We start from the raw sequence: 19912 nt of genomic DNA on the forward strand, positions 1-19912 counted from the left end.
TTATCTTAGCACGAGTTAGGCTATAGCGTTTTTTTTAGCGGATGATAAATGGTATTATTTGTACGATTGATATTGATGGAAATTGTTATGCCTCAGATTAGCCGGACCGCTTTAGTACCTTACAGTGCGGAACAGATGTATCAGTTAGTGAATGATGTTAAATCCTATCCCCAGTTTTTACCCGGTTGCACCGGAAGTCGTGTCCTGGAGTCAACACCAGGACAGATGACGGCGGCTGTGGATGTTTCTAAAGCAGGGATCAGCAAAACGTTCACCACGCGCAATCAACTGACCAATAACCAGAGCATCCTGATGCATCTGGTCGATGGCCCTTTCAAAAAACTGATCGGCGGATGGAAATTTACGCCGCTCAGCCAGGATGCGTGCCGCATTGAGTTTCAGCTTGATTTTGAGTTCACCAACAAGTTAATTGAACTGGCGTTTGGCCGGATCTTCAAAGAGCTGGCGTCTAACATGGTGCAGGCCTTCACCGTTCGTGCAAAAGAGGTTTACAGTGTCAGTGTCGGCTAAGATTGTCGTCGAAGTCGCGTATGCGCTGCCGGAAAAACAGTACCTGCAACGCGTAACGCTGCAAGAGGGGGCAACGGTTGAAGAGGCCATTCGCACCTCCGGGTTGCTGGAATTACGCACCGATATCGATCTCAGCAAAAATAAAGTAGGTATCTACAGTCGTCCGGTAAAACTTGCCGATACCGTGCATGATGGTGATCGAGTAGAAATATATCGACCATTGATTGCTGACCCGAAAGAGCTGCGCAGACAGCGGGCAGAGAAATCTGCTAAAAAGTAGCAGATATAAAAAAGGTGCTCACTGAGCACCTTTTTTGATCTCTGAAACCTGCGTTCTGAACCTTATTTATTGTCAGTCAGCGCTGGTTTGTTATCGATATTGGTCAATACACCACTGCTGTTAAAGGTCAGAGTCAGCGTTTGCTGCGTTACGCCTTCATGTCCTGGTTGCTGGCGGAACACATAGAACCAGGTGTTGGTGCCAAAAGGATCGGACATCATCGGCGTACCCAGAGCATAAGCAACCTGCTGTTGCGTCATACCCACACGAATTTTGGATACATCGTTAGCGGTCAGATAGTTTCCCTGGTTGATGTCAGGACGGTAAACCACTCGCTCCAGAGTGGAACAGCCTGCAGTCAACATCAGTAGTACTGCTGCAGCAGCAGTCAGCGTTTTACAGCGCATAGTGATTTGATTCCTTTTCGGGCCCGAGCAGTACGCGGCTCATATGTAATATGCCGATGATAATAGACCTTTCACCACTTTAAAACCTTTTGCTGTCGGGTCGGCTGGCGATTTTATGTTGAACTCAGACCGTTACAAGGGAAAAAAGTTTACGCTGCCAGCAGTTCTTTTGCATTTGCCAGGGTATTGCGCGTCACTTCGCTACCGCCAAGCAAGCGGGCTAGCTCTTGCAGGCGCGCGCGTTTGTCGAGCGGTTGCATATGCGTTTCAGTCATCGCGCCGTCAGTTTCTTTGCTGACAAAGAAGTGTTGGTGGCCACAACCAGCAACCTGTGGGAGGTGTGTGACACACATAACCTGTGTTGATTCACCCAACTGGCGTAACATTTTCCCCACGACGGCGGCTGTAGGGCCGCTAATACCGACGTCAACTTCATCGAAAATCAGTGCCGGGGTTTCCATTTTACGCGCAGTGATGACCTGAATAGCCAGTGCGATACGTGACAGTTCCCCACCAGAAGCAACTTTCGCAATGGCCTGCATCGGTTGACCAGGGTTCGTGGTGACTTTAAATTCAACGCGATCGGCACCGTCTGCGCTCAGATGATGTTCATCAAACTTTACATCAATACAAAAGAGGCCGTGCGGCATAGAGAGGGTATGCATACTTTCTGTAATCAGTTGCCCAAGCTCCTGAGCGTAATACAGCCGCTGCTGATGCAGTGCTTTAGCTGTTTCCAGCGCTTGCTGGTGGTGATTGTTCACCGCCAGCGTTAAGGTTTCCAGCGAGTCGGCCTGATCGTCAAGCTGCTGTTGTTCATCCAGCAGAGACTGGTAAAACTGAGGAAGCGCTTCCGGTGCGACATGATGTTTGCGCGCCAGAGAGATTTGCTTAGAAATCCGCTGCTCAAGTTCGAACAAACGGTTTGGGTCTAAATCCAGTCGGTCGCAGTAGTGGCGCAATTCGTCGCTGGCTTCGCTGAGCTGGATGGTGGCCTCTTCGAGCATGTCCAGAATACCGGAGAGCTTACTGTCCATTTCCGCCAGTTCGCCAACCAACTGCTTTGCTGTGTACAGTTGGCTTTGCAGGTTAATGTCTTCGCCATCTGCCATGATAGCCAGCGCCTGTTGGCTGGTGGTGAGTAATTGCCCGCTGTTAGCCAGACGCTTGTACTCTTCATCGATTTGTTCAAATTCACCCGCCTGAGGGTTAAATTCATTCAGCTCCTTTAACTGATACTGCAATAGCTCCGCACGGGCGGCGCGCTCCTGGCTTTGCTGCTGATGATGCGCCAGGTCACGGCAGCTCTGGTGCCACAGCTGGTAGCGTGCAGCCATTTCCTGAGTCAGTGAGGCTTCATTGGCGTAGCCATCGAGCAGGAATTTTTGCTGCTCAGGTTTAGTCAGGAGCTGGTGTGCGTGCTGGCCATGGATTTGAATAAGCAGTTGGCCCAGTTCGCGAAGCTGTGACAGTGGAACTGCGGTGCCGTTGATAAAGCCGCGGGAGCGTCCGTCGCTGCTGATCACGCGGCGGAGCAAACACTCACGACCATCTTCAAGCTGGTTTTCCTCCAGCCAGCGCAGCGCCGCAGGTGTGTCTTTCAAAGAGAAGCGGGCACACAGGTCGGCACGTGTGGCACCAGTGCGCACCATGTCGGCATCTGCACGCCCACCCAGGCACAAACCGAGGGCATCAATGGCAATGGACTTACCCGCCCCGGTCTCACCGGTGATGACGGTCATTCCGCTCTGGAAATCGATCTCAAGTTCACGAACGATAGCAAAATTGCTGATGGTCAGTTGTGCCAACATAGCTGTTTTCCTGTATGAAAAACCATAACTGTAATTACATACAGTATAAACTGGTTTTTTATACAGTAAAGAGGCTGGTGTTAAATTAGAATAATTTTTTTGACCAACCCAGTTTCGTGCTTAATGTATTGAAATAGCTGTAATCTTTTGGGTGAATCAGGTTCAGGTGGTAATCACAACGACGAATCAATACGTCTTCACCTTCCTGTATAGGTAACGCAATCTGGCTGTCGCAGCTAATTTCCAGGTCATTCCGGCGATGGGAGAAGCGCAACCGAATTGTGCTGTTACTGTTAATCACCAGCGGGCGTGCCGACAATGTGTGCGGGAACATCGGTACCAGCGTAATGGCATCGAGCGATGGCGTCAGAATCGGACCGCCGGCGGAAAGCGAGTAGGCCGTTGAGCCGGTTGGCGTAGAAATAATGAGCCCGTCCGAGCGTTGGGAGAAGGCGAAGGTCTCATCGATATAGACCTCGAATTCGATCATGTGCGCGACTTTTCCAGGGTGCAGAACAACTTCGTTGATGGCGGTGCTGATGCGCTTTTGGCAATCCTGCTGGCAGACCTGGGCTTCAAGCAAAAAGCGCTTTTCACTGATGTAGTGGCCTTCCAGCACGTCGGCTAACTGTTGATGGGCGTTGTCCGGGTCAAGGTCTGTCAGAAAACCGAGGTTGCCACGGTTAATCCCGATAACCTTAATGTCATAGCGTGCCAGTGTGCGCGCAGCACCAAGCATATTACCATCGCCACCAACAACCACAGCGAGGTCCGCCTGTTGGCCTATCTCCGCCAGAGTGCCGGTTTTCACATTTTTCAGTTGGAGTTCGTGGGCGATTTGTTGCTCCACGATAACCTCATAACCTTTCGTGCACAGCCAGCGGTAGAGCATTTCATGTGTCGTCAGTGCAGTGGGGTGACGTGGATGCCCCACAATGCCAATACACTTGAAATGTTTGTTCATTTTCTCGAGGTCCTTGTAGCGAAGATTAGTGACAATGTGAGTACTTCCCTTGAATCCCTGAATCTGATCCCCATAATAAGCCAAGTTAGCGAGATGAATGCGAAAAAAACGCGGAGAAATTCATGAGTAGTAAAGAACAGAAAACGCCTGAGGGGCAAGCCCCGGAAGAAATTATCATGGATCAGCACGAAGAAGTTGAGGCGGTTGAACCAGACGCTTCTGCTGAGCAGGTGGATCCGCGCGACGAAAAAATTGCGAATCTGGAAGCTCAGCTTGCCGAGGCCGAAACGCGTGAGCGTGACAGCGTGTTGCGTATCAAAGCTGAAATGGAAAACCTGCGTCGTCGTACCGAACTGGACGTAGAAAAGGCGCATAAGTTCGCGCTGGAAAAATTCGTCAACGAACTGCTGCCGGTGCTGGATAGCCTGGATCGTGCGCTGGAAGTGGCGAACAAAGACAGCGATTCCATGACGGCGATGGTTGAAGGTATTGAGCTGACCCGTAAGTCGATGCTGGATGTCGTAGCGAAGTTTGGTGTGCAGGTGGTTGCGGATATTGATGTGCCGATGGACCCGAACGTGCATCAGGCTATTGCAATGGTTGAGTCTGACGAAGTGGCTGCCGGTAATGTACTGATGGTGATGCAGAAGGGTTATACCCTGAACGGACGTACCATTCGTGCAGCGATGGTGTCTGTGGCAAAAGCCAAAGGCTAACCAGCCTGTAGTGCCGGGTAATGCAGATGTTTTACCCGGCCTACAATCATCTTCCTAGTCTCCCACGCTCTCGCGCAGCGGTTTTACCGGTAATACCTGTACCTGCTTAATCATATTGTCCTGCACGTCGAGAATATCGATATCGTACTGACCAATGCGCACTCGCGTACCGGCAATCGGGATCTCTTCCAGCGCTTCAAGAATAATGCCGTTCACCGTTCTCGCGTCATCTTCCGGTAAGTGCCAGTTAAAGGCTTTGTTGATTTCACGAACGTTGGCGCTGCCGTCAATAATCACTGAACCGTCATTCTGCGGCGTGACTTCCTCTGCAAGCGTTGGTGACATTGAGGTGGTGAAGTCGCCGACAATCTCTTCCAGAATATCTTCGACCGTGACCAGTCCCTGAATATCACCATATTCGTTGACCACCAGACCCACCTTCTTTTTATTACGCTGAAATTTAATCAACTGGGTGCTGAGCGGTGTGCCTTCCGGGACGAAATAGATTTCGTCGGCGGCGCGTAGCATAGTCTCTTTGGTAAACTCTTTTTTCTCGGCCATCAGGCGCCAGGCTTCACGTACGCGCAGCATGCTGATGGCGTCGTCCAGCGAGTCACGGTACAGCACAATGCGACCGTGCGGGGAGTGCGACAACTGGCGCACGATTGATTTCCAGTCATCGTTAATATCAATACCGATAATTTCGTTGCGCGGTACCATGATGTCGTCAACGCTGACTTTTTCCAGATCCAGCACTGACAGCAGCATATCCTGGTTACGGCGAGAGATTTGCGAGCGCGATTCATTCACCAGGGTACGAAGTTCATCTTTACTCAGCGAACCGCTCACCACGATATCCGTTTTAATGCCCATCAGGCGCATCAGCAGACGCGTGATGGTATTAAGCAACCAGACCAGTGGCATCATCAGTATTTGCAATGGGGCAAGCAATACGCTGCTGGGATAGGCGACCTTTTCCGGGTACAGCGCGGCAATAGTTTTCGGCAACACTTCGGCAAACACCAGCACGACGAAAGTCAGAACACCGGTGGCAATCGCCACACCCGCATCGCCATACAGGCGCATACCGACAATGGTACCGAGCGCCGAGGCCAGGATATTTACCAGGTTATTACCGATGAGCACCAGGCTTATCAGGCGGTCTGGCTTACGAAGTAATTTTTCAACGCGTTTTGCCTGACGGTTACCCTGTTTTGCCCGGTGACGTAGACGGTAGCGGTTCAGGGTCATCATTCCGGTTTCAGAGCCGGAAAAGTAGGCAGAAATAACCACCATGATGAGAAGAGTGACAATGAGCGTGGTGGTGGAGATATGTTCCACGTAGGGTTCCTTAAAGACTTAACTCACAAGCTGCTGCAGTATGCGGCTGCCGAAATAGGCCAGCGTCAGAATGCCTGCGCCCGCGACGTTAAACCACACGACACGACGTCCGCGCCAGCCCTCATGGTAATGCCCCCACAGCAGAACGATATAGACAAACCATGCCACGATAGAGAGAACGGCTTTATCTATATTTTCCGTACTGAACAGATTATGCATGTAAAACAGGCCAGTACACAGGGTCAGCGTCAACAGAACTACGCCTATCTGGGTGATATGAAACATTTTACGTTCAATGCTCATCAACGGCGGCATTTCGTTGTTGAAAGCCAGTTTTTTGTTTTTGAGCTGATAATCGATCCACGCCAACTGCAGTGCATACAGTGCGGCAATGATTAACGTTGCATAAGATAATAGCGACAGTCCGATATGGATCATCATACCCGGCGTGGCTTCGAGATGGGTGATGTACTCGTTGGGCATAAACGTGGCGCATGCCAGATTGATCAATGCGAAGGCATAAACAATCGGCAGCAATAGCCAACCACGATTGCGTGAGGCTACGATGGTCATTACGGTACAAATCATCAGGCTGACCAGTGAACCAACGTTCAGCAGGCTCAGGTTTTGTCCGCTTTCGCCTCCGGGCAGAATACGAGCTTCCAGGGCAAAAGCGTGGCATACCAGTGCGATAACCGCCGAAAGAATAGCCATGCGCCGCCAGCCGCTGTTTTTCTGCAGCAGGGCGGGAACGATCAGCGCGAGGCTGATGGAATAGGCGACAAGGGCGAACAGAGCAAAAACGGGCATATATGTGTCGACAGTTTGGCCAGTGATAAAGAAAAGCAGTATAGCGTTACGTGACCGCTGCTCCAACCGTTGCATAACAACAAAGGCGGCTTCATGTTATACTGCGACAAATTTCTGTTGATGTGTCGCTGTCGCGACCGACCGTTTCCACCCCAGGCGAGAGACAATGTTTGATAATTTAACCGATCGTTTGTCGCGCACGCTGCGCAATATCAGTGGCCGTGGACGCCTTACTGAAGACAACGTTAAAGAAACGCTGCGCGAAGTGCGCATGGCGCTGCTGGAGGCTGACGTTGCGCTGCCGGTAGTGCGTGAGTTTATCAATCGCGTAAAAGAGAAAGCGGTTGGTCATGAAGTTAACAAAAGCCTGACGCCAGGGCAGGAGTTCGTCAAGATTGTCCGTAACGAACTGGTTGCGGCAATGGGCGAAGAAAACCAGACGTTGAATCTGGCTGCGCAACCTCCGGCCGTCGTTCTGATGGCGGGTTTGCAAGGTGCGGGTAAAACAACCAGCGTCGGTAAACTGGGTAAATTCCTGCGCGAGAAGCACAAGAAGAAAGTGCTGGTCGTATCCGCTGACGTATATCGCCCGGCGGCGATCAAGCAGCTGGAAACGCTGGCCGAGCAGGTCGGTGTGGACTTCTTCCCGTCTGATGTTGGTCAGAAGCCGGTTGATATCGTTAACGCCGCGCTGAAAGAAGCCAAACTCAAGTTCTACGACGTGTTGCTGGTGGATACCGCTGGTCGTTTACACGTTGACGAAGCCATGATGGACGAAATCAAACAGGTCCACGCGTCTATCAATCCGGTAGAAACGCTGTTTGTTGTCGATGCCATGACTGGTCAGGACGCCGCGAATACCGCAAAAGCTTTTAACGAAGCACTGCCGTTAACCGGTGTGGTTCTGACTAAAGTCGATGGTGATGCCCGTGGCGGTGCTGCGCTTTCTATTCGTCATATCACCGGTAAGCCGATTAAATTCCTCGGTGTGGGTGAAAAAACAGAAGCGCTGGAGCCGTTCCATCCGGATCGTATTGCTTCGCGTATTCTCGGTATGGGCGATGTGTTGTCGCTTATTGAAGATATTGAGAGCAAGGTTGACCGCGCGCAGGCTGAAAAGCTGGCGACCAAGCTGAAGAAGGGCGACGGTTTCGACCTGAACGACTTCTTAGAGCAGCTTAAACAGATGAAAAACATGGGCGGTATGGCAAGCCTGATGGGCAAGCTGCCGGGTATGGGTCAGATTCCTGACAACGTGAAATCGCAGATGGACGATAAAGTGCTGGTGCGTATGGAAGCCATCATCAACTCAATGACGATGAAAGAACGCGCCAAGCCGGAAATTATCAAAGGTTCTCGCAAACGCCGTATCGCACTGGGCTGTGGTATGCAGGTACAGGATGTTAACCGTCTTCTGAAACAGTTCGACGACATGCAGCGCATGATGAAGAAAATGAAGAAGGGCGGAATGGCGAAGATGATGCGGAATATGAAGGGCATGATGCCGCCAGGCTTCCCTGGTAGATAAATATATCGGGCTACCTTATTTGCCATTTTGACGCCGGAGTGTGCTCAACAAAACACTATAGTGTTTTGAACGCACTTCAGGGCGGCCCGCAGGGCGAGCGGAGCGAGTAAATGCTCACGAACTGCGTGTACGCTCCGCTTTCTGCGCGCACGCCGACGTCAAACTGGCTGCAACGGTAACGCCCTGGCATAAAGCTTCATCACATGCTGATTGCTTTTTTCCCAGAAATCAGTAAAATTTTCGGGCTTTTAATATGACACCGGGTCCCTTCCCTCGATGGGGCCCGGTGTTTTATTCACACAAGAGGATGTTATGGTAACTATTCGTTTAGCTCGTCACGGCGCTAAAAAGCGTCCGTTCTACCAGGTTGTTGTCACCGACAGCCGTAATGCACGCAACGGTCGCTTCATTGAGCGCGTTGGCTTCTTTAACCCAATCGCTAGCGAAAAAGAAGAAGGCACTCGCCTGGATCTGGATCGCATCGCTCACTGGGTTGGCCAGGGCGCGACTATTTCTGATCGCGTAGCTACGCTGATCAAAGCAGCAAACAAAGCAGCTTAATCTGTCACGGTGGTCATGATGAGCAAGCAACTCGCCGCACAGGCACCCGTGGAACCCATCGTTTTGGGTAAAATGGGGTCTTCTTACGGTATCCGTGGTTGGCTCAGAGTGTTTTCTTCCACTGAAGACGCCGAAAGCATTTTTGACTATCAGCCCTGGTTTATCCAGAAGGCGGGTCAGTGGCAGCAAGTACAGCTGGAAAGCTGGAAGCACCACAATCAGGATCTGATCATCAAGCTGAAAGGCGTTGACGATCGTGATTCGGCGAATCTACTGACGAATTGCGAAATTGTCGTAGATTCCTCGCAGTTGCCAGCGCTGGAAGATGGTTCTTACTACTGGAAAGACCTTATGGGCTGTCAGGTAGTGACCACTGAAGGCTACGATCTCGGTAAAGTCGTCGATATGATGGAAACCGGATCGAATGACGTAATCGTCATTAAGGCAAACCTGAAAGATGCGTTTGGTATCAAGGAACGTTTAGTACCGTTCCTCGATGGGCAGGTTATCAAGAAAGTCGATCTCGCTACTCGTACTATCGAAGTAGATTGGGATCCTGGTTTTTAAACCACCGGATAAACGGTAAAAGTCGGCGTTATGGGGATTGGCTTGTGTTTATAGGTATCGTTAGCCTGTTTCCAGAAATGTTCCGCGCAATTACCGATTACGGGGTAACTGGCCGGGCAGTAAAAAATGGTCTGCTGAACATCCAGAGCTGGAGTCCTCGTGACTTTACTCATGACCGACACCGTACCGTGGACGATCGTCCTTACGGCGGCGGACCGGGGATGTTAATGATGGTGCAACCTTTACGGGACGCCATTCATGCAGCAAAAGCTGCGGCTGGTGAAGGCGCAAAGGTGATTTATCTGTCACCTCAGGGACGCAAGCTTGATCAAGCGGGCGTTAGCGAACTGGCCACGAATCAGAAGCTGATTCTGGTGTGTGGTCGCTATGAAGGAATAGATGAGCGCGTGATTCAAACCGAAATTGATGAAGAATGGTCAATCGGCGATTACGTTCTCAGCGGTGGTGAGTTACCAGCAATGACGCTGATCGACTCCGTTTCCCGGTTTATTCCGGGAGTTCTGGGTCATGAAGCATCAGCAATCGAAGATTCGTTTGCTGACGGGTTGCTGGACTGCCCACACTATACCCGACCTGAAGTGTTAGAACAGATGGAAGTACCGGCAGTGTTACTGTCGGGGAACCACGCTGAGATACGTCGCTGGCGTTTGAAACAGTCGCTGGGCCGGACCTGGCTTAGAAGACCTGAACTTCTGGAAAACCTGGCTCTGACTGAAGAGCAAGCAAGGTTGCTGGCGGAGTTCAAAAAGGAACACGCACAACAGCAACATAAACATGATGGGCAGGCGTAAGCCCCCAATATCAGTTTACCCAGGATAAGAGATTAAATTATGAGCAACATTATTAAGCAACTTGAACAAGAACAGATGAAGCAGGACGTACCTTCCTTCCGTCCGGGTGATACCGTGGAAGTGAAAGTATGGGTTGTTGAAGGTTCCAAAAAACGTCTGCAGGCATTCGAGGGCGTGGTTATCGCTATTCGTAACCGCGGTCTGCACTCTGCATTCACTGTTCGTAAAATCTCCAACGGCGAAGGCGTTGAGCGTGTCTTCCAGACTCACTCTCCGGTAGTTGACAGCATTTCTGTCAAACGTCGTGGTGCTGTTCGTAAAGCTAAACTGTACTACCTGCGTGAGCGTACTGGTAAGTCTGCTCGTATCAAAGAGCGTCTTAACTAAGATATCGCTCAGGCGACATCCTGACAGAAGGGGCTGGCCAATTGGCTGGCCCCTTTTTTTATATCGTTGAAACTCACATTGTTAACCATTAGTTCATAAATCATTTACAATGACTCTTCGTTGCCGGAGGAACAGTGGCTATTGGTGTAACTTCTCAGTCAATTAATCAACGATACGCGGCATGGTTTGCGTTGTTTGCGATCCTGTTGATCGTCGTTGCGCCGCTGATTTCTGTCTCTTTGCAACAAGATCCCATGAGCACTATGCCGGGTATGCACCATGACATGAGCATGATGGCGGAGCACGCTGAAACTCATTCGAGTGCAGCACCGATGACGATGCCTGTCGATCACGGAGAAGCGTGCGGCTATTGTGTCCTGTTGGCTCATGTCCCCGGGCTGATACTGGCGCTGGTGATCCTGCTGTGTGGTGTGTTACTTATTCAGAAAAAAATGCCGTTGCATCCTACAGCGACATTCTGGCACTTTTTCCCCTGGCTTTATCCCGATACCCGTGCGCCGCCGCGCAGGCCTGCTTTTTCCTGATTCTAACAATACGTTTGTACGCATAAGCGCTACGACACTCTTTTGCTTTTTCTAAGGAAAAGTATGACAACCTGCACCCCGCGTGCGGCATGGGTAGCCCTGCTGCGACGCCTTCATTTCTATATCGGTCTGTTCGTCGGACCATTTATCTTTGTAGCGGCGCTTACCGGTACACTCTATGTCGCCACGCCTCAGCTGGAAGAGGCGATTTACTCACGAGCGCTTCAGGGAACAGGACCAGGGGAGCTGCAATCGCTGGCGGCTCAAGTTGCAAAAGCGCAGCAGATAACCGGCAATCAGTTGCGTGTGCATGCGGTACGGCCTGCTCTGGAGTCAGGGACAACAACCCAGGTCATGTTTGCTGATCCGACACTGGCTCCCTCAGAAAACCGGGCGATTTTTATCGACCCGGTTACGCTGTCGGTAAATGGGGATATGACCGTATATGGCACCAGTGGGATCTTACCTCTGCGACAATGGATCGACTATGCTCACCGTTCTTTGCTGCTGGGCGATACAGGGCGTCTGTATAGTGAACTGGCGGCATCCTGGATGTGGATAGCGGCCCAGGGCGGCATCGCGCTTTGGTTTTTTACGCGACCAAAACGCAGGCTGAATAATCGTGTGCAAAACAGCCGTCGCTTACACGTAGTGCTGGGGTGGTTTCTGTTGGGGGGAATGTTGTTGTTCTCCGCTACAGGGTTGACCTGGTCACAATGGGCTGGGGGGAATGTGGATAAAATGCGCGCGGCTTTTGGCTGGCTGACGCCGCAGGTCAATACTCAACTCCATGGTGCCATAGAATCTCACCATGACCATGCCGGGCATCACGCTGAAATGGTGATGCCCGCAATGAGTGTCATTGACGGTAACCAGTTTGATGTCGTTTTACGTGTGGCGCAGGCGGCGGGGATAAAGGCTAAAAAGCTGGAGATCCGCCCGGCAAAAGATACACAGCATGGTTGGACCGTCACTGAGATTGACCGCCGTTGGCCTACTCAGGTCGATGCGGTTTCTATTGATGCGACAACGATGCAGGTAATCGACCGGACGCGATTTGCTGATTTCCCGTTAATCGCGAAACTGACGCGTTGGGGCGTTGATTTCCATATGGGGATCCTGTTTGGTCAATTGAATCAATGGCTGTTGATTATCTTTGGTGCAGGGCTTTGCCTGATGATTGTGATTGGCTATCGACTGTGGTGGATTCGTCGACCCGCTCGTTCAGCGGTTAACCCGGCACAGACGCTGGTTCAGTGCTGGCTGATGCTCAATGGGAAAGGGCGATTTGCTGTGCTGGCGGTGGCGATTGTTCTGGGGGCCTTGATGCCAGTTGCAGGTATTAGTCTTTTGTTTTTTATAGCAATTGACTGGCTGCGCTGGTTCAGTGCTTCGCATACTGTTCTGGCGCAGTCAGCCGAGTGATGATTAAGGTGTGCTGATAACCACCGCAACACGGCGGTTTTCGGCACGACCTTTTGACGTCTGGTTACTGGCGATCGGGTATTTTTTACCCAGTCCCTGCGTCGTCAGATTAGTTCTGGGGATGTTAGCACCCTGAGCCCAGGCATCTGCAACTACGTTAGCACGCTTGAGTGACAGAGCCTCATTGTAGCTGTCTTCACCATAGTTGTCGGTATGACCATCCAGACGAGCGTGGTTCAAGCCGGTAGCAGCCAGTTTGGATGCCATTTCCTGGATCTGTTTTTCACTTTCAGGGCGGAGTTTATAGTCGTTTTTATCAAACAGGATGGTATCGGACAGACCCAGAGACCAGTCTCCCGAAGCTTCAGTAAACCCGTATGATTTCATGGCTGCAATTTGTTCAGGTGTAAATTTACCCTGAGGAGCCTGACAGCCTGCCAGAATCAGCATTATCAAAATAAACGGGGATAATAGACGTTTCAGCATGTGTGTAATTCCTTATTTTTTAATTATGCGTTGAGAACGCAAATGTTTCGCCTGATACATATTGTGATCGGCCAGTTCTTGTAATTTTTCAGCAGAGGCATGTTCCCACGTCAGCGCAAAACCGATGCTTAGCGTCATGCTTGCCAGATGACCATTATCAAGGTCAAAAGGTCGGTTAAACTCTTGCGACAGTGCGGTACAAATGTGCTCAACTTCGTGTTCTGAATGAACGCTGTACAACACCATGGCAAATTCATCCCCTCCCAGACGGTACGGTTGATGGCGATTGCCACCAAATTCGGCCAGTCTTTTGGCGACTTCAATCAGAACCCGATCGCCTGCAGCATGCCCCCAGGTGTCATTAATAAATTTAAAGTTATCACCATCGAGGAATAACAACGCCGAACTACCGTGAGCGTCTTTGTCGTTCATCAGGGCGTTAATGCTGTTACGAAATGCGGCCCGATTAGCAAGACCGGTAAGAGGGTCATGCAGTGCGGTACGCAATAGTTGTGCATTCTTGGCCTGGAGCCGTAGCTGCCATTCTTCCATCTCATCCAGCAGACTATTAAAGTCTTGAGCAAAAAGATGAAACTCTTCAATACGTTCTTCTGAAACTCGTCGCGAGAAGTTACGGTTAGTACGAACATCATGCACCACTTCAGTAATATTCTGCAGAGCCTCCACAACACCGTTGTGTAAATAGCGAGTGAGCATTAATGCAATACCCGATGCCAATAAAATGCATCCGGTAAGAACGGCTAATGACAAATAAATAAAATGGCTGATCACGCTATCGCGCGCAACCACGCATACTTCACCGATAACGTTGCCATTGTGCATAATGGGCTGAGTAACCGGTTGTGGGAAAAGCCAGTGGCTTATCAGTCCGCTGATTTTGTCTGTTGTATCCTGTGCATCATAGCGCCAGGTGGCGATCACTTTTTGATCCTGGTTGCGTACTTCGGCAACAGAAAATTGCCCTTGTTTCCCCAGTGCAGCCAGTGTTTCTGTTGCGGCAAAGCCATCAGAAAAGACTAACGCGGCTTCAAGCGAGTGAGTCATAGTCGCGGCGGTCAAATCCAGATTTTTTTGCGCATATTGCTTTAAAGCTAACACGGAAGAAATGCTAAGCAGCAGCCAGATCAGCGTCATTGTTACCAGAACGCTGATTATGCTGATACGCCGTAATGTCCGTTTAAACGTCGGGCGTTTTATGGGAGAAATACCCTTATCCATGCTTATTATTCCGTGCCAGCATCAATACGTCTGGACTAACCCTTACACCGCTGCGCGACAGGGCATCCATATTTACGGAAAATCTTACGTCTTTATCATTAATTATGAGGCAGAAGGCGCTACCAATAACGCATTCAGTATTCTCTTCAGCAATTAATAACAATGCCTTAGATGGATATTTATTCTTTAATTCCACCTGGTATGTAGGCGATTCTTTACCAAAATAAAAACCATCACACTGTGCAACTAAAACTTCCTGGTCCGTATGAACAATGACGGGAAGATAAGGCAACGCCGCAGAACTGGTATCTTGCAATACGCTGGAAAAACGTGATGAAGAGAAAATACACAGTTTTGGTGGACCTGAAAGTGCTGGCCAGCGAGTGTAACTGACGATGCCGGCAACCATTGAACGTACAGATTTTGCTTCTTCAGTCATGCTTTGGGCAAACAGCGGTAACCCGGTCATGAGCAGTGCCAGTAGAAGTATGAGTCGATAAGAAAAGCTCATGAGATGTTACCTACTAGCGTCAGCTGTATACGTCGAAATAAATTGGCGATTGTTTGTAGCAAAATAACATTATTTTTTTCAGGGCGTCATTATATCTGGAGGGCTAATATTGACGACCTAAGCTAAACCTCAGTGATTAGTGAATTGTAAGTCTTTGTTTAATTTAATCTTGTTGAGGCAGCTCCCTCGTTTGCTCCTTTTTGCCAGGCACTGTGTAATTGGCTGACATTCTCGACAGTATCGCAAGCTGGGGGGAAGGTTTTTCCGCTCAATCCTCGTGCATAGACAAAGTCTGGCTGACAGATTTTTCTTTGTCCCTCGGCATAACCCTTAAGATATTGTGGACGATCGACCTCTGGATCATTGTAGTTGTCGGCAAGTATTTCATTATCTTTAATGACATTACCCGAAATAGAGTCTTGTATCCCCGCATCGTACCAGTCGGTACTGGTCCATGTGGGGGCGTGGGTATAAGGATCTATCTGGCAGCCGCTAAGAAATAATACAAATAGGGTGCTGATGAGTTGCTTCATTGCCTGTACTCCCTGGGTTTATTAAAAAAGCATAGTGGATCTGAAATATGAAGGATGTAAATTTAAATGTACATATATAGGCCAGTTTTTTGCGTTAAAATGTAGTGGTGTAAATTAAAATTTACGGATTGTGGATTGAAATCTTTACCTGTTATGTTATCGTTATCTCCTCCTCGCAGAGGACACTATCGCAAACGAGCTAAACAGGATCACCACCATGCAAAAAGACGCGCTGAACAACGTACATATCACCGACGAACAGGTTCTGATGACCCCGGAACAACTCAAAACGGAATTCCCGTTGAGCCTGGCGCAAGAGGAGCAAATTGCTCAATCGCGCAAAACCATTTCTGACATTATAGCGGGTCGCGATCCGCGTCTGTTGGTGGTATGTGGTCCTTGCTCAATTCACGACCCTGAAACTGCTCTTGAATATGCTCGTCGATTTAAGACCCTTGCCGCAGAGGTCAGCGATAGCCTCTATTTGGTGATGCGCGTTTATTTTGAAAAACCCCGTACCACCGTCGGCTGGAAAGGGTTGATTAATGATCCTCATATGGATGGCTCTTTTGATGTAGAAGCAGGCCTGAAGATTGCGCGTCAACTGCTGCTTGAGCTGGTTAATATGGGGCTGCCGCTGGCAACGGAAGCATTAGATCCAAACAGTCCGCAATACCTGGGCGATCTGTTTAGCTGGTCAGCTATTGGTGCGCGTACGACTGAATCGCAGACTCACCGTGAAATGGCTTCGGGTTTGTCCATGCCGGTAGGCTTTAAAAACGGAACTGACGGCAGCCTGGCGACAGCAATCAATGCCATGCGCGCAGCTGCGCAGTCGCACCGCTTTGTTGGCATTAACCAGGCAGGGCAGGTTGCATTGCTGCAAACCCAGGGTAACCCGGATGGCCATGTGATCCTGCGTGGCGGTAAAGCGCCGAATTACAGTCCGGCAGACGTAGCACAGTGCGAAAAAGAGATGGAGCAGGCGGGACTGCGGCCTTCACTGATGGTAGATTGCAGTCATGGTAACTCCAATAAAGATTACCGTCGTCAGCCAGCCGTGGCTGAGTCTGTGGTTGCTCAAATTAAAGATGGCAACCGTTCAATCATCGGCCTGATGATTGAAAGTAATATTCACGAAGGCAACCAGTCCTCCGAGCAACCGCGCAGTGAAATGAAATACGGCGTCTCTGTAACTGACGCCTGCATTAGCTGGGAAATGACGGACGCGTTGTTGCGTGAAATTAGCAAAGACTTGAACGGCCATCTGGCGACGCGCCTGGTTTAAGAGGTTAGTTATGGTTGCTGAATTGACCGCGTTGCGCGATCAAATTGATGAAGTGGATAAGGCGCTGCTGGATTTACTTGCGCGCCGTCTGGAACTGGTTGCTGAAGTCGGCGAAGTTAAAAGCCGCTTTGGGCTACCGATCTACGTACCTGAGCGCGAGGCATCTATGCTGGCTTCGCGCCGTGCGGAGGCAGAAGCGCTCGGAGTCCCTCCAGATCTTATTGAAGATGTTTTACGTCGGGTAATGCGCGAGTCTTACTCCAGCGAGAATGACAAAGGCTTTAAAACGCTTTGTCCTTCTCTGCGTCCGGTGGTGATCGTCGGTGGCGGCGGTCAGATGGGGCGGCTGTTTGAAAAAATGCTCACCCTGTCGGGTTATCAGGTGCGTATTCTCGAACAGCAGGACTGGGATCGTGCGCAGGAAATTGTGGCTGACGCCGGAATGGTGATTGTCAGTGTGCCAATTCACGTCACGGAGCAGGTTATTGCGAAATTACCGCGCTTGCCTGCTGACTGTATCCTGGTCGATCTGGCCTCGGTGAAAAATGGCCCGCTGCAGGCGATGCTGGCGGCGCACGATGGTCCCGTAGTGGGTTTACATCCGATGTTTGGCCCGGACAGCGGCAGCCTGGCAAAGCAGGTGGTTGTGTGGTGTGACGGACGTCAGCCGGAAGCTTATCAGTGGTTCCTGGAACAGATTCAGGTCTGGGGCGCGCGGCTACATCGGATTAGCGCCGTTGAGCATGACCAGAATATGGCCTTTATCCAGGCGTTGCGTCATTTTGCGACGTTTGCTTACGGCTTGCATTTAGCAGAGGAGAATGTGCAACTGGAGCAGTTGCTGGCGCTCTCTTCACCGATCTACCGCCTTGAACTGGCGATGGTAGGACGGCTGTTTGCCCAGGATCCGCAGTTGTATGCCGATATTATTATGTCTTCAGAGAGTAACCTCGCGCTGATCAAACGTTATTACAAACGTTTTGGCGAAGCGATTGGTTTACTGGAACAGGGGGACAAGCAGGCCTTTATCGACAGCTTCCGTAAGGTTGAACACTGGTTTGGTGATTATGCTAAACGTTTTCAGAGTGAAAGCCGTACTCTGTTGCGCCAGGCTAACGACAGTCGCCAGTAAGTAAAATGCCGGATGGCAACGCTTACGCGTCTTATCCGGCCTACAAAATCGTATGAATCGTAGGCCGGATTAGCGTAGCGCTATCCGGCATTGTCACACTTTAGCTCGGATTGACTGGCACTACATTCTCACTTGGATAACAGCCAAGTACTTTCATCGAACGGGTAATTTCCCCCAGCTCCTTCAATGCTTTTTGCATCTCTGGTGATTCCAGATTGGCCTGTATATCGAGATAAAACATCTCTTCCCACGGATTGCCGTGAATCGGGCGTGATTCCAGTTTAGTCATTATCAGATTATGGTTACGCAGCACCAGGAGCGCTTCAACCAGCGCACCAGCCTGCTGACCCGTCGCCATTAGCAGCGTGGTTTTCGCCGGAACCTGGTCGGAAACATTTATTGCCTTGCGTGCCAGCACGACAAAACGGGTAATATTTTGCGACTGATTGGCTTCAATATGTGCGAGGACCTGCAGACCATGCAGTACGCCACCGGCCTCGCTTCCAAGAGCCGCTACGTGTGGTGAGTTGGCCTGCGCGACCTTTTCCATTGCTGCAGAGGTGCTTTCTGTATACTCGATCTTCCAGTGTGGATATCGGTTGAGAAACTTGCTGCACTGCTGGAACGGTTGCGGGTGGCTGTACACGGTTTCAATGCTATTTAGATCCGCAGTACCGGAAACCAGCACACAGTGGTCGATAGTTATCGTCATCTCCCCCACGATAGAAAGGCTGGTATGTTGCAGGAGGTCGTAGACATCGTTGATCGCACCGGAACTGGTGTTTTCAATCGGTACCACAGCGTAGTCGGCTTGCCCGGTTTCTACCTGGTTGAAAATATCGGCAAATTTTGCGCAGCCGCTCTCAATAAACTGCTCAAAGTGGCGTGCAGCATACTGACGTGCTGCAAGGTGAGAATAAGAGCCTTTTGGCCCCAGAAAAGCGACCCGTGCTGAGTGTGGGTTGATCTTGTTCAGATGCTGCTGAAGGAGCGCCTGTTGGGTGAGTACGGAGTCTTCGATGATGAGCTGGAATAGTCGGGTGATGTAGTGTGCGTCGAGGTGATGTGTTTTACCAAGCTGAATCAACCGGTCTAACAGATCACGTTCGCGGTCAATATCGCGTACCGGACGATGAGAAAGCAGCTTAGCTTTGCCGACTTCTACGGCCAGTCCACGTCGCTCAGCCAGCAAAGCCAGTAATTTTTCATCCAGCGTGCTTATCTTCTCTCGCAGCGCCAGTAACGGGTTTTCCGATGTCATAGTGTTGCCTTTCTTGTTATCAATAAAAAAGGCCCCCCGTTGTGGGAGGCCTTATTGTTCGTCTTCGCATTCTTTATCACACGACGAAACGCCTCCCATTCAGGGGAAGGTAAAAAAGAATGCGAAGAAGAACGGGACAAGTTTCATGTAATTTTCCTTTGGCTACGACAGTAAAGTACCTGTACTGTTTTCACCCTGTCAACAAAAAACGCGCCCGAAGGCGCGTTGGCGATACACTCAATGTAAGGGACTACTCTTCTTCTGCTTCGACGAAGTTGGCGTCTTTTACTGAAGTTGTTGCACGACGGGCTTCGCCTTTGTGCTGCACTTTATTGAGCTGCCGTTCCAGCTTGTTGATCAAATCGTTAATTGCGGTGTACATATCTTCGTGTTTTGCGCTGGCGACCAGATGTCCGTTCGGTGTATTGATGGTGGCATCAGCAATGAAACCCTGTGGCTCCTTGGACAGGACGATATGTGGATTAATCAGATGAGTTTGCCATTTATCTAATTTGGCGAGACGGTCTGCGACATGCTGGCGAATTGCCGGAGTAATTTCCATTTGTTTACTGGTAATGTTCATTGTCATAAATTTTACCTCTTGTCTTTCCCGTCTTGGTGATTCCAGCATACCGTTCCTAATGTCAAAATGTGTGATTTAAATCACATTTTTTTGTCGCTTTTTGTCAAGAAAACCTTTTTGTGAGGCACCGCAGGAACAGGTGATTTATTACTTGAGGAATACCTGAAAGCAGGCCATATTTGACTGGATGCGTT

Annotated in this window: 24 protein-coding genes and 1 other annotated feature; of the genes, 12 read left to right on the plus strand and 12 right to left on the minus strand. The window is 50.2% G+C overall.

The genetic code is table 11. From position 1 onward, the window contains the following. The first annotated feature begins 48 nt into the window (after positions 1 to 48). Both SK36_RS03540 and SK36_RS03545 read left to right on the plus strand, forming a co-directional pair. Positions 49 to 531, plus strand: a complete 483-nt coding sequence (locus SK36_RS03540; protein WP_071829014.1) for a type II toxin-antitoxin system RatA family toxin — start codon at positions 49 to 51, stop codon at positions 529 to 531. Next, a complete protein-coding gene (locus SK36_RS03545; protein ID WP_136345272.1) occupies positions 521 to 811 on the plus strand; it encodes an RnfH family protein in 291 nt (96 codons plus the stop codon). The genes SK36_RS03540 and SK36_RS03545 overlap by 11 nt, the downstream gene beginning before the upstream one ends. A 62-nt stretch (positions 812 to 873) precedes the next feature. Here the strand turns inward: SK36_RS03545 and bamE are convergent, their stop codons facing one another. The 3 genes from bamE to nadK form a co-directional block, all read right to left on the minus strand. After that, positions 874 to 1218: an outer membrane protein assembly factor BamE gene (bamE, locus tag SK36_RS03550; protein WP_045446389.1), complete on the minus strand. Its 345-nt coding sequence runs from the start codon at positions 1216 to 1218 to the stop codon at positions 874 to 876. Positions 1219 to 1367: 149 nt separating this feature from the next. Next, the gene (gene recN / locus SK36_RS03555; RefSeq protein WP_048220777.1) at positions 1368 to 3029 is read right to left on the minus strand and encodes a DNA repair protein RecN; all 1662 of its coding nucleotides are present in this window, start codon (positions 3027 to 3029) and stop codon (positions 1368 to 1370) included. 85 nt (positions 3030 to 3114) lie between these two features. Next, on the minus strand, positions 3115 to 3993 hold the full coding sequence (nadK, locus tag SK36_RS03560; protein ID WP_045446384.1) for an NAD(+) kinase: 879 nt from the start codon (positions 3991 to 3993) through the stop codon (positions 3115 to 3117). Positions 3994 to 4115: 122 nt separating this feature from the next. On the opposite strand from nadK, the gene grpE reads away from it, so the two are divergent. After that, positions 4116 to 4709 carry a nucleotide exchange factor GrpE gene (gene grpE / locus SK36_RS03565; RefSeq protein ID WP_045446381.1) on the plus strand — a complete coding sequence of 198 codons (594 nt, stop codon included), beginning with the start codon at positions 4116 to 4118 and terminating at the stop codon, positions 4707 to 4709. A 54-nt stretch (positions 4710 to 4763) separates the two neighbouring features. Here the strand turns inward: grpE and SK36_RS03570 are convergent, their stop codons facing one another. Together SK36_RS03570 and SK36_RS03575 are read right to left on the minus strand one after the other, a co-directional pair. Continuing rightward, positions 4764 to 6050 carry an HlyC/CorC family transporter gene (locus tag SK36_RS03570; RefSeq protein ID WP_045446378.1) on the minus strand — a complete coding sequence of 429 codons (1287 nt, stop codon included), beginning with the start codon at positions 6048 to 6050 and terminating at the stop codon, positions 4764 to 4766. Between the two features lie 18 nt (positions 6051 to 6068). After that, positions 6069 to 6860: a cytochrome C assembly family protein gene (locus tag SK36_RS03575; RefSeq protein WP_045449751.1), complete on the minus strand. Its 792-nt coding sequence runs from the start codon at positions 6858 to 6860 to the stop codon at positions 6069 to 6071. A gap of 166 nt (positions 6861 to 7026) precedes the next feature. Here SK36_RS03575 and ffh point away from each other — a divergent pair, with 166 nt between their 5' ends. From ffh to SK36_RS03610, 7 genes are all read left to right on the plus strand, one after another. Beyond that, on the plus strand, positions 7027 to 8388 hold the full coding sequence (gene ffh, locus SK36_RS03580) for a signal recognition particle protein (RefSeq protein ID WP_045446375.1): 1362 nt from the start codon (positions 7027 to 7029) through the stop codon (positions 8386 to 8388). Positions 8389 to 8700: 312 nt separating this feature from the next. After that, on the plus strand, positions 8701 to 8949 hold the full coding sequence (rpsP, locus tag SK36_RS03585) for a 30S ribosomal protein S16 (protein ID WP_003031228.1): 249 nt from the start codon (positions 8701 to 8703) through the stop codon (positions 8947 to 8949). 18 nt (positions 8950 to 8967) lie between these two features. Next, positions 8968 to 9516: a ribosome maturation factor RimM gene (gene rimM, locus SK36_RS03590; protein WP_003031230.1), complete on the plus strand. Its 549-nt coding sequence runs from the start codon at positions 8968 to 8970 to the stop codon at positions 9514 to 9516. Between the two features lie 44 nt (positions 9517 to 9560). Further along, on the plus strand, positions 9561 to 10328 hold the full coding sequence (gene trmD, locus SK36_RS03595; RefSeq protein WP_003031232.1) for a tRNA (guanosine(37)-N1)-methyltransferase TrmD: 768 nt from the start codon (positions 9561 to 9563) through the stop codon (positions 10326 to 10328). 39 nt (positions 10329 to 10367) lie between these two features. Then, entirely contained in the window at positions 10368 to 10715 is a 348-nt protein-coding gene (gene rplS, locus SK36_RS03600; protein WP_004104634.1) for a 50S ribosomal protein L19, read from the plus strand. Positions 10716 to 10849: 134 nt separating this feature from the next. After that, positions 10850 to 11260 (plus strand): DUF2946 domain-containing protein, encoded by a 411-nt coding sequence (locus tag SK36_RS03605; protein ID WP_404842369.1) that lies wholly within the window; start codon positions 10850 to 10852, stop codon positions 11258 to 11260. A 63-nt stretch (positions 11261 to 11323) separates the two neighbouring features. Further along, positions 11324 to 12685 (plus strand): PepSY-associated TM helix domain-containing protein, encoded by a 1362-nt coding sequence (locus tag SK36_RS03610; protein ID WP_048220778.1) that lies wholly within the window; start codon positions 11324 to 11326, stop codon positions 12683 to 12685. A gap of 3 nt (positions 12686 to 12688) precedes the next feature. Here the strand turns inward: SK36_RS03610 and SK36_RS03615 are convergent, their stop codons facing one another. From SK36_RS03615 to SK36_RS03630, 4 genes are all read right to left on the minus strand, one after another. Next, entirely contained in the window at positions 12689 to 13171 is a 483-nt protein-coding gene (locus tag SK36_RS03615) for an OmpA family protein (protein WP_045446366.1), read from the minus strand. A 12-nt stretch (positions 13172 to 13183) separates the two neighbouring features. Continuing rightward, a complete protein-coding gene (gene dgcN, locus SK36_RS03620) occupies positions 13184 to 14410 on the minus strand; it encodes a diguanylate cyclase DgcN/YfiN (RefSeq protein ID WP_045446363.1) in 1227 nt (408 codons plus the stop codon). Continuing rightward, positions 14403 to 14921 carry a regulatory sequestration protein YfiR gene (locus SK36_RS03625; protein ID WP_048220779.1) on the minus strand — a complete coding sequence of 173 codons (519 nt, stop codon included), beginning with the start codon at positions 14919 to 14921 and terminating at the stop codon, positions 14403 to 14405. The genes dgcN and SK36_RS03625 overlap by 8 nt, the downstream gene beginning before the upstream one ends. A 158-nt stretch (positions 14922 to 15079) precedes the next feature. Then, positions 15080 to 15454, minus strand: coding sequence for a DUF2799 domain-containing protein (locus tag SK36_RS03630; RefSeq protein WP_045446358.1), 375 nt, complete (start codon positions 15452 to 15454; stop codon positions 15080 to 15082). A 217-nt stretch (positions 15455 to 15671) separates the two neighbouring features. Here SK36_RS03630 and aroF point away from each other — a divergent pair, with 217 nt between their 5' ends. Further along, the gene (gene aroF, locus SK36_RS03635; RefSeq protein ID WP_045446355.1) at positions 15672 to 16742 is read left to right on the plus strand and encodes a 3-deoxy-7-phosphoheptulonate synthase AroF; all 1071 of its coding nucleotides are present in this window, start codon (positions 15672 to 15674) and stop codon (positions 16740 to 16742) included. Positions 16743 to 16752: 10 nt separating this feature from the next. Further along, positions 16753 to 17874 carry a bifunctional chorismate mutase/prephenate dehydrogenase gene (gene tyrA / locus SK36_RS03640; protein ID WP_045446352.1) on the plus strand — a complete coding sequence of 374 codons (1122 nt, stop codon included), beginning with the start codon at positions 16753 to 16755 and terminating at the stop codon, positions 17872 to 17874. A 100-nt stretch (positions 17875 to 17974) separates the two neighbouring features. Here the strand turns inward: tyrA and pheA are convergent, their stop codons facing one another. The 3 genes from pheA to raiA all read right to left on the minus strand — a co-directional run bounded on the left by pheA (position 17975) and on the right by raiA (position 19724). After that, entirely contained in the window at positions 17975 to 19135 is a 1161-nt protein-coding gene (pheA, locus tag SK36_RS03645) for a bifunctional chorismate mutase/prephenate dehydratase (RefSeq protein ID WP_045446349.1), read from the minus strand. A 22-nt stretch (positions 19136 to 19157) separates the two neighbouring features. Beyond that, positions 19158 to 19283: a sequence feature (Phe leader region), on the minus strand. After that, positions 19235 to 19282 carry a pheA operon leader peptide PheL gene (gene pheL / locus SK36_RS24560; RefSeq protein WP_100250063.1) on the minus strand — a complete coding sequence of 16 codons (48 nt, stop codon included), beginning with the start codon at positions 19280 to 19282 and terminating at the stop codon, positions 19235 to 19237. (Overlaps the previous feature by 48 nt.) A gap of 102 nt (positions 19284 to 19385) precedes the next feature. Beyond that, positions 19386 to 19724 carry a ribosome-associated translation inhibitor RaiA gene (gene raiA, locus SK36_RS03650; protein WP_045446346.1) on the minus strand — a complete coding sequence of 113 codons (339 nt, stop codon included), beginning with the start codon at positions 19722 to 19724 and terminating at the stop codon, positions 19386 to 19388. Between the last annotated feature and the right edge of the window lie 188 nt (positions 19725 to 19912).

Origin of the sequence: Citrobacter sp. MGH106 (assembly GCF_001037495.1) — a bacterium.
GTDB classification, from domain to species: Bacteria; Pseudomonadota; Gammaproteobacteria; order Enterobacterales; family Enterobacteriaceae; genus Citrobacter; species Citrobacter murliniae.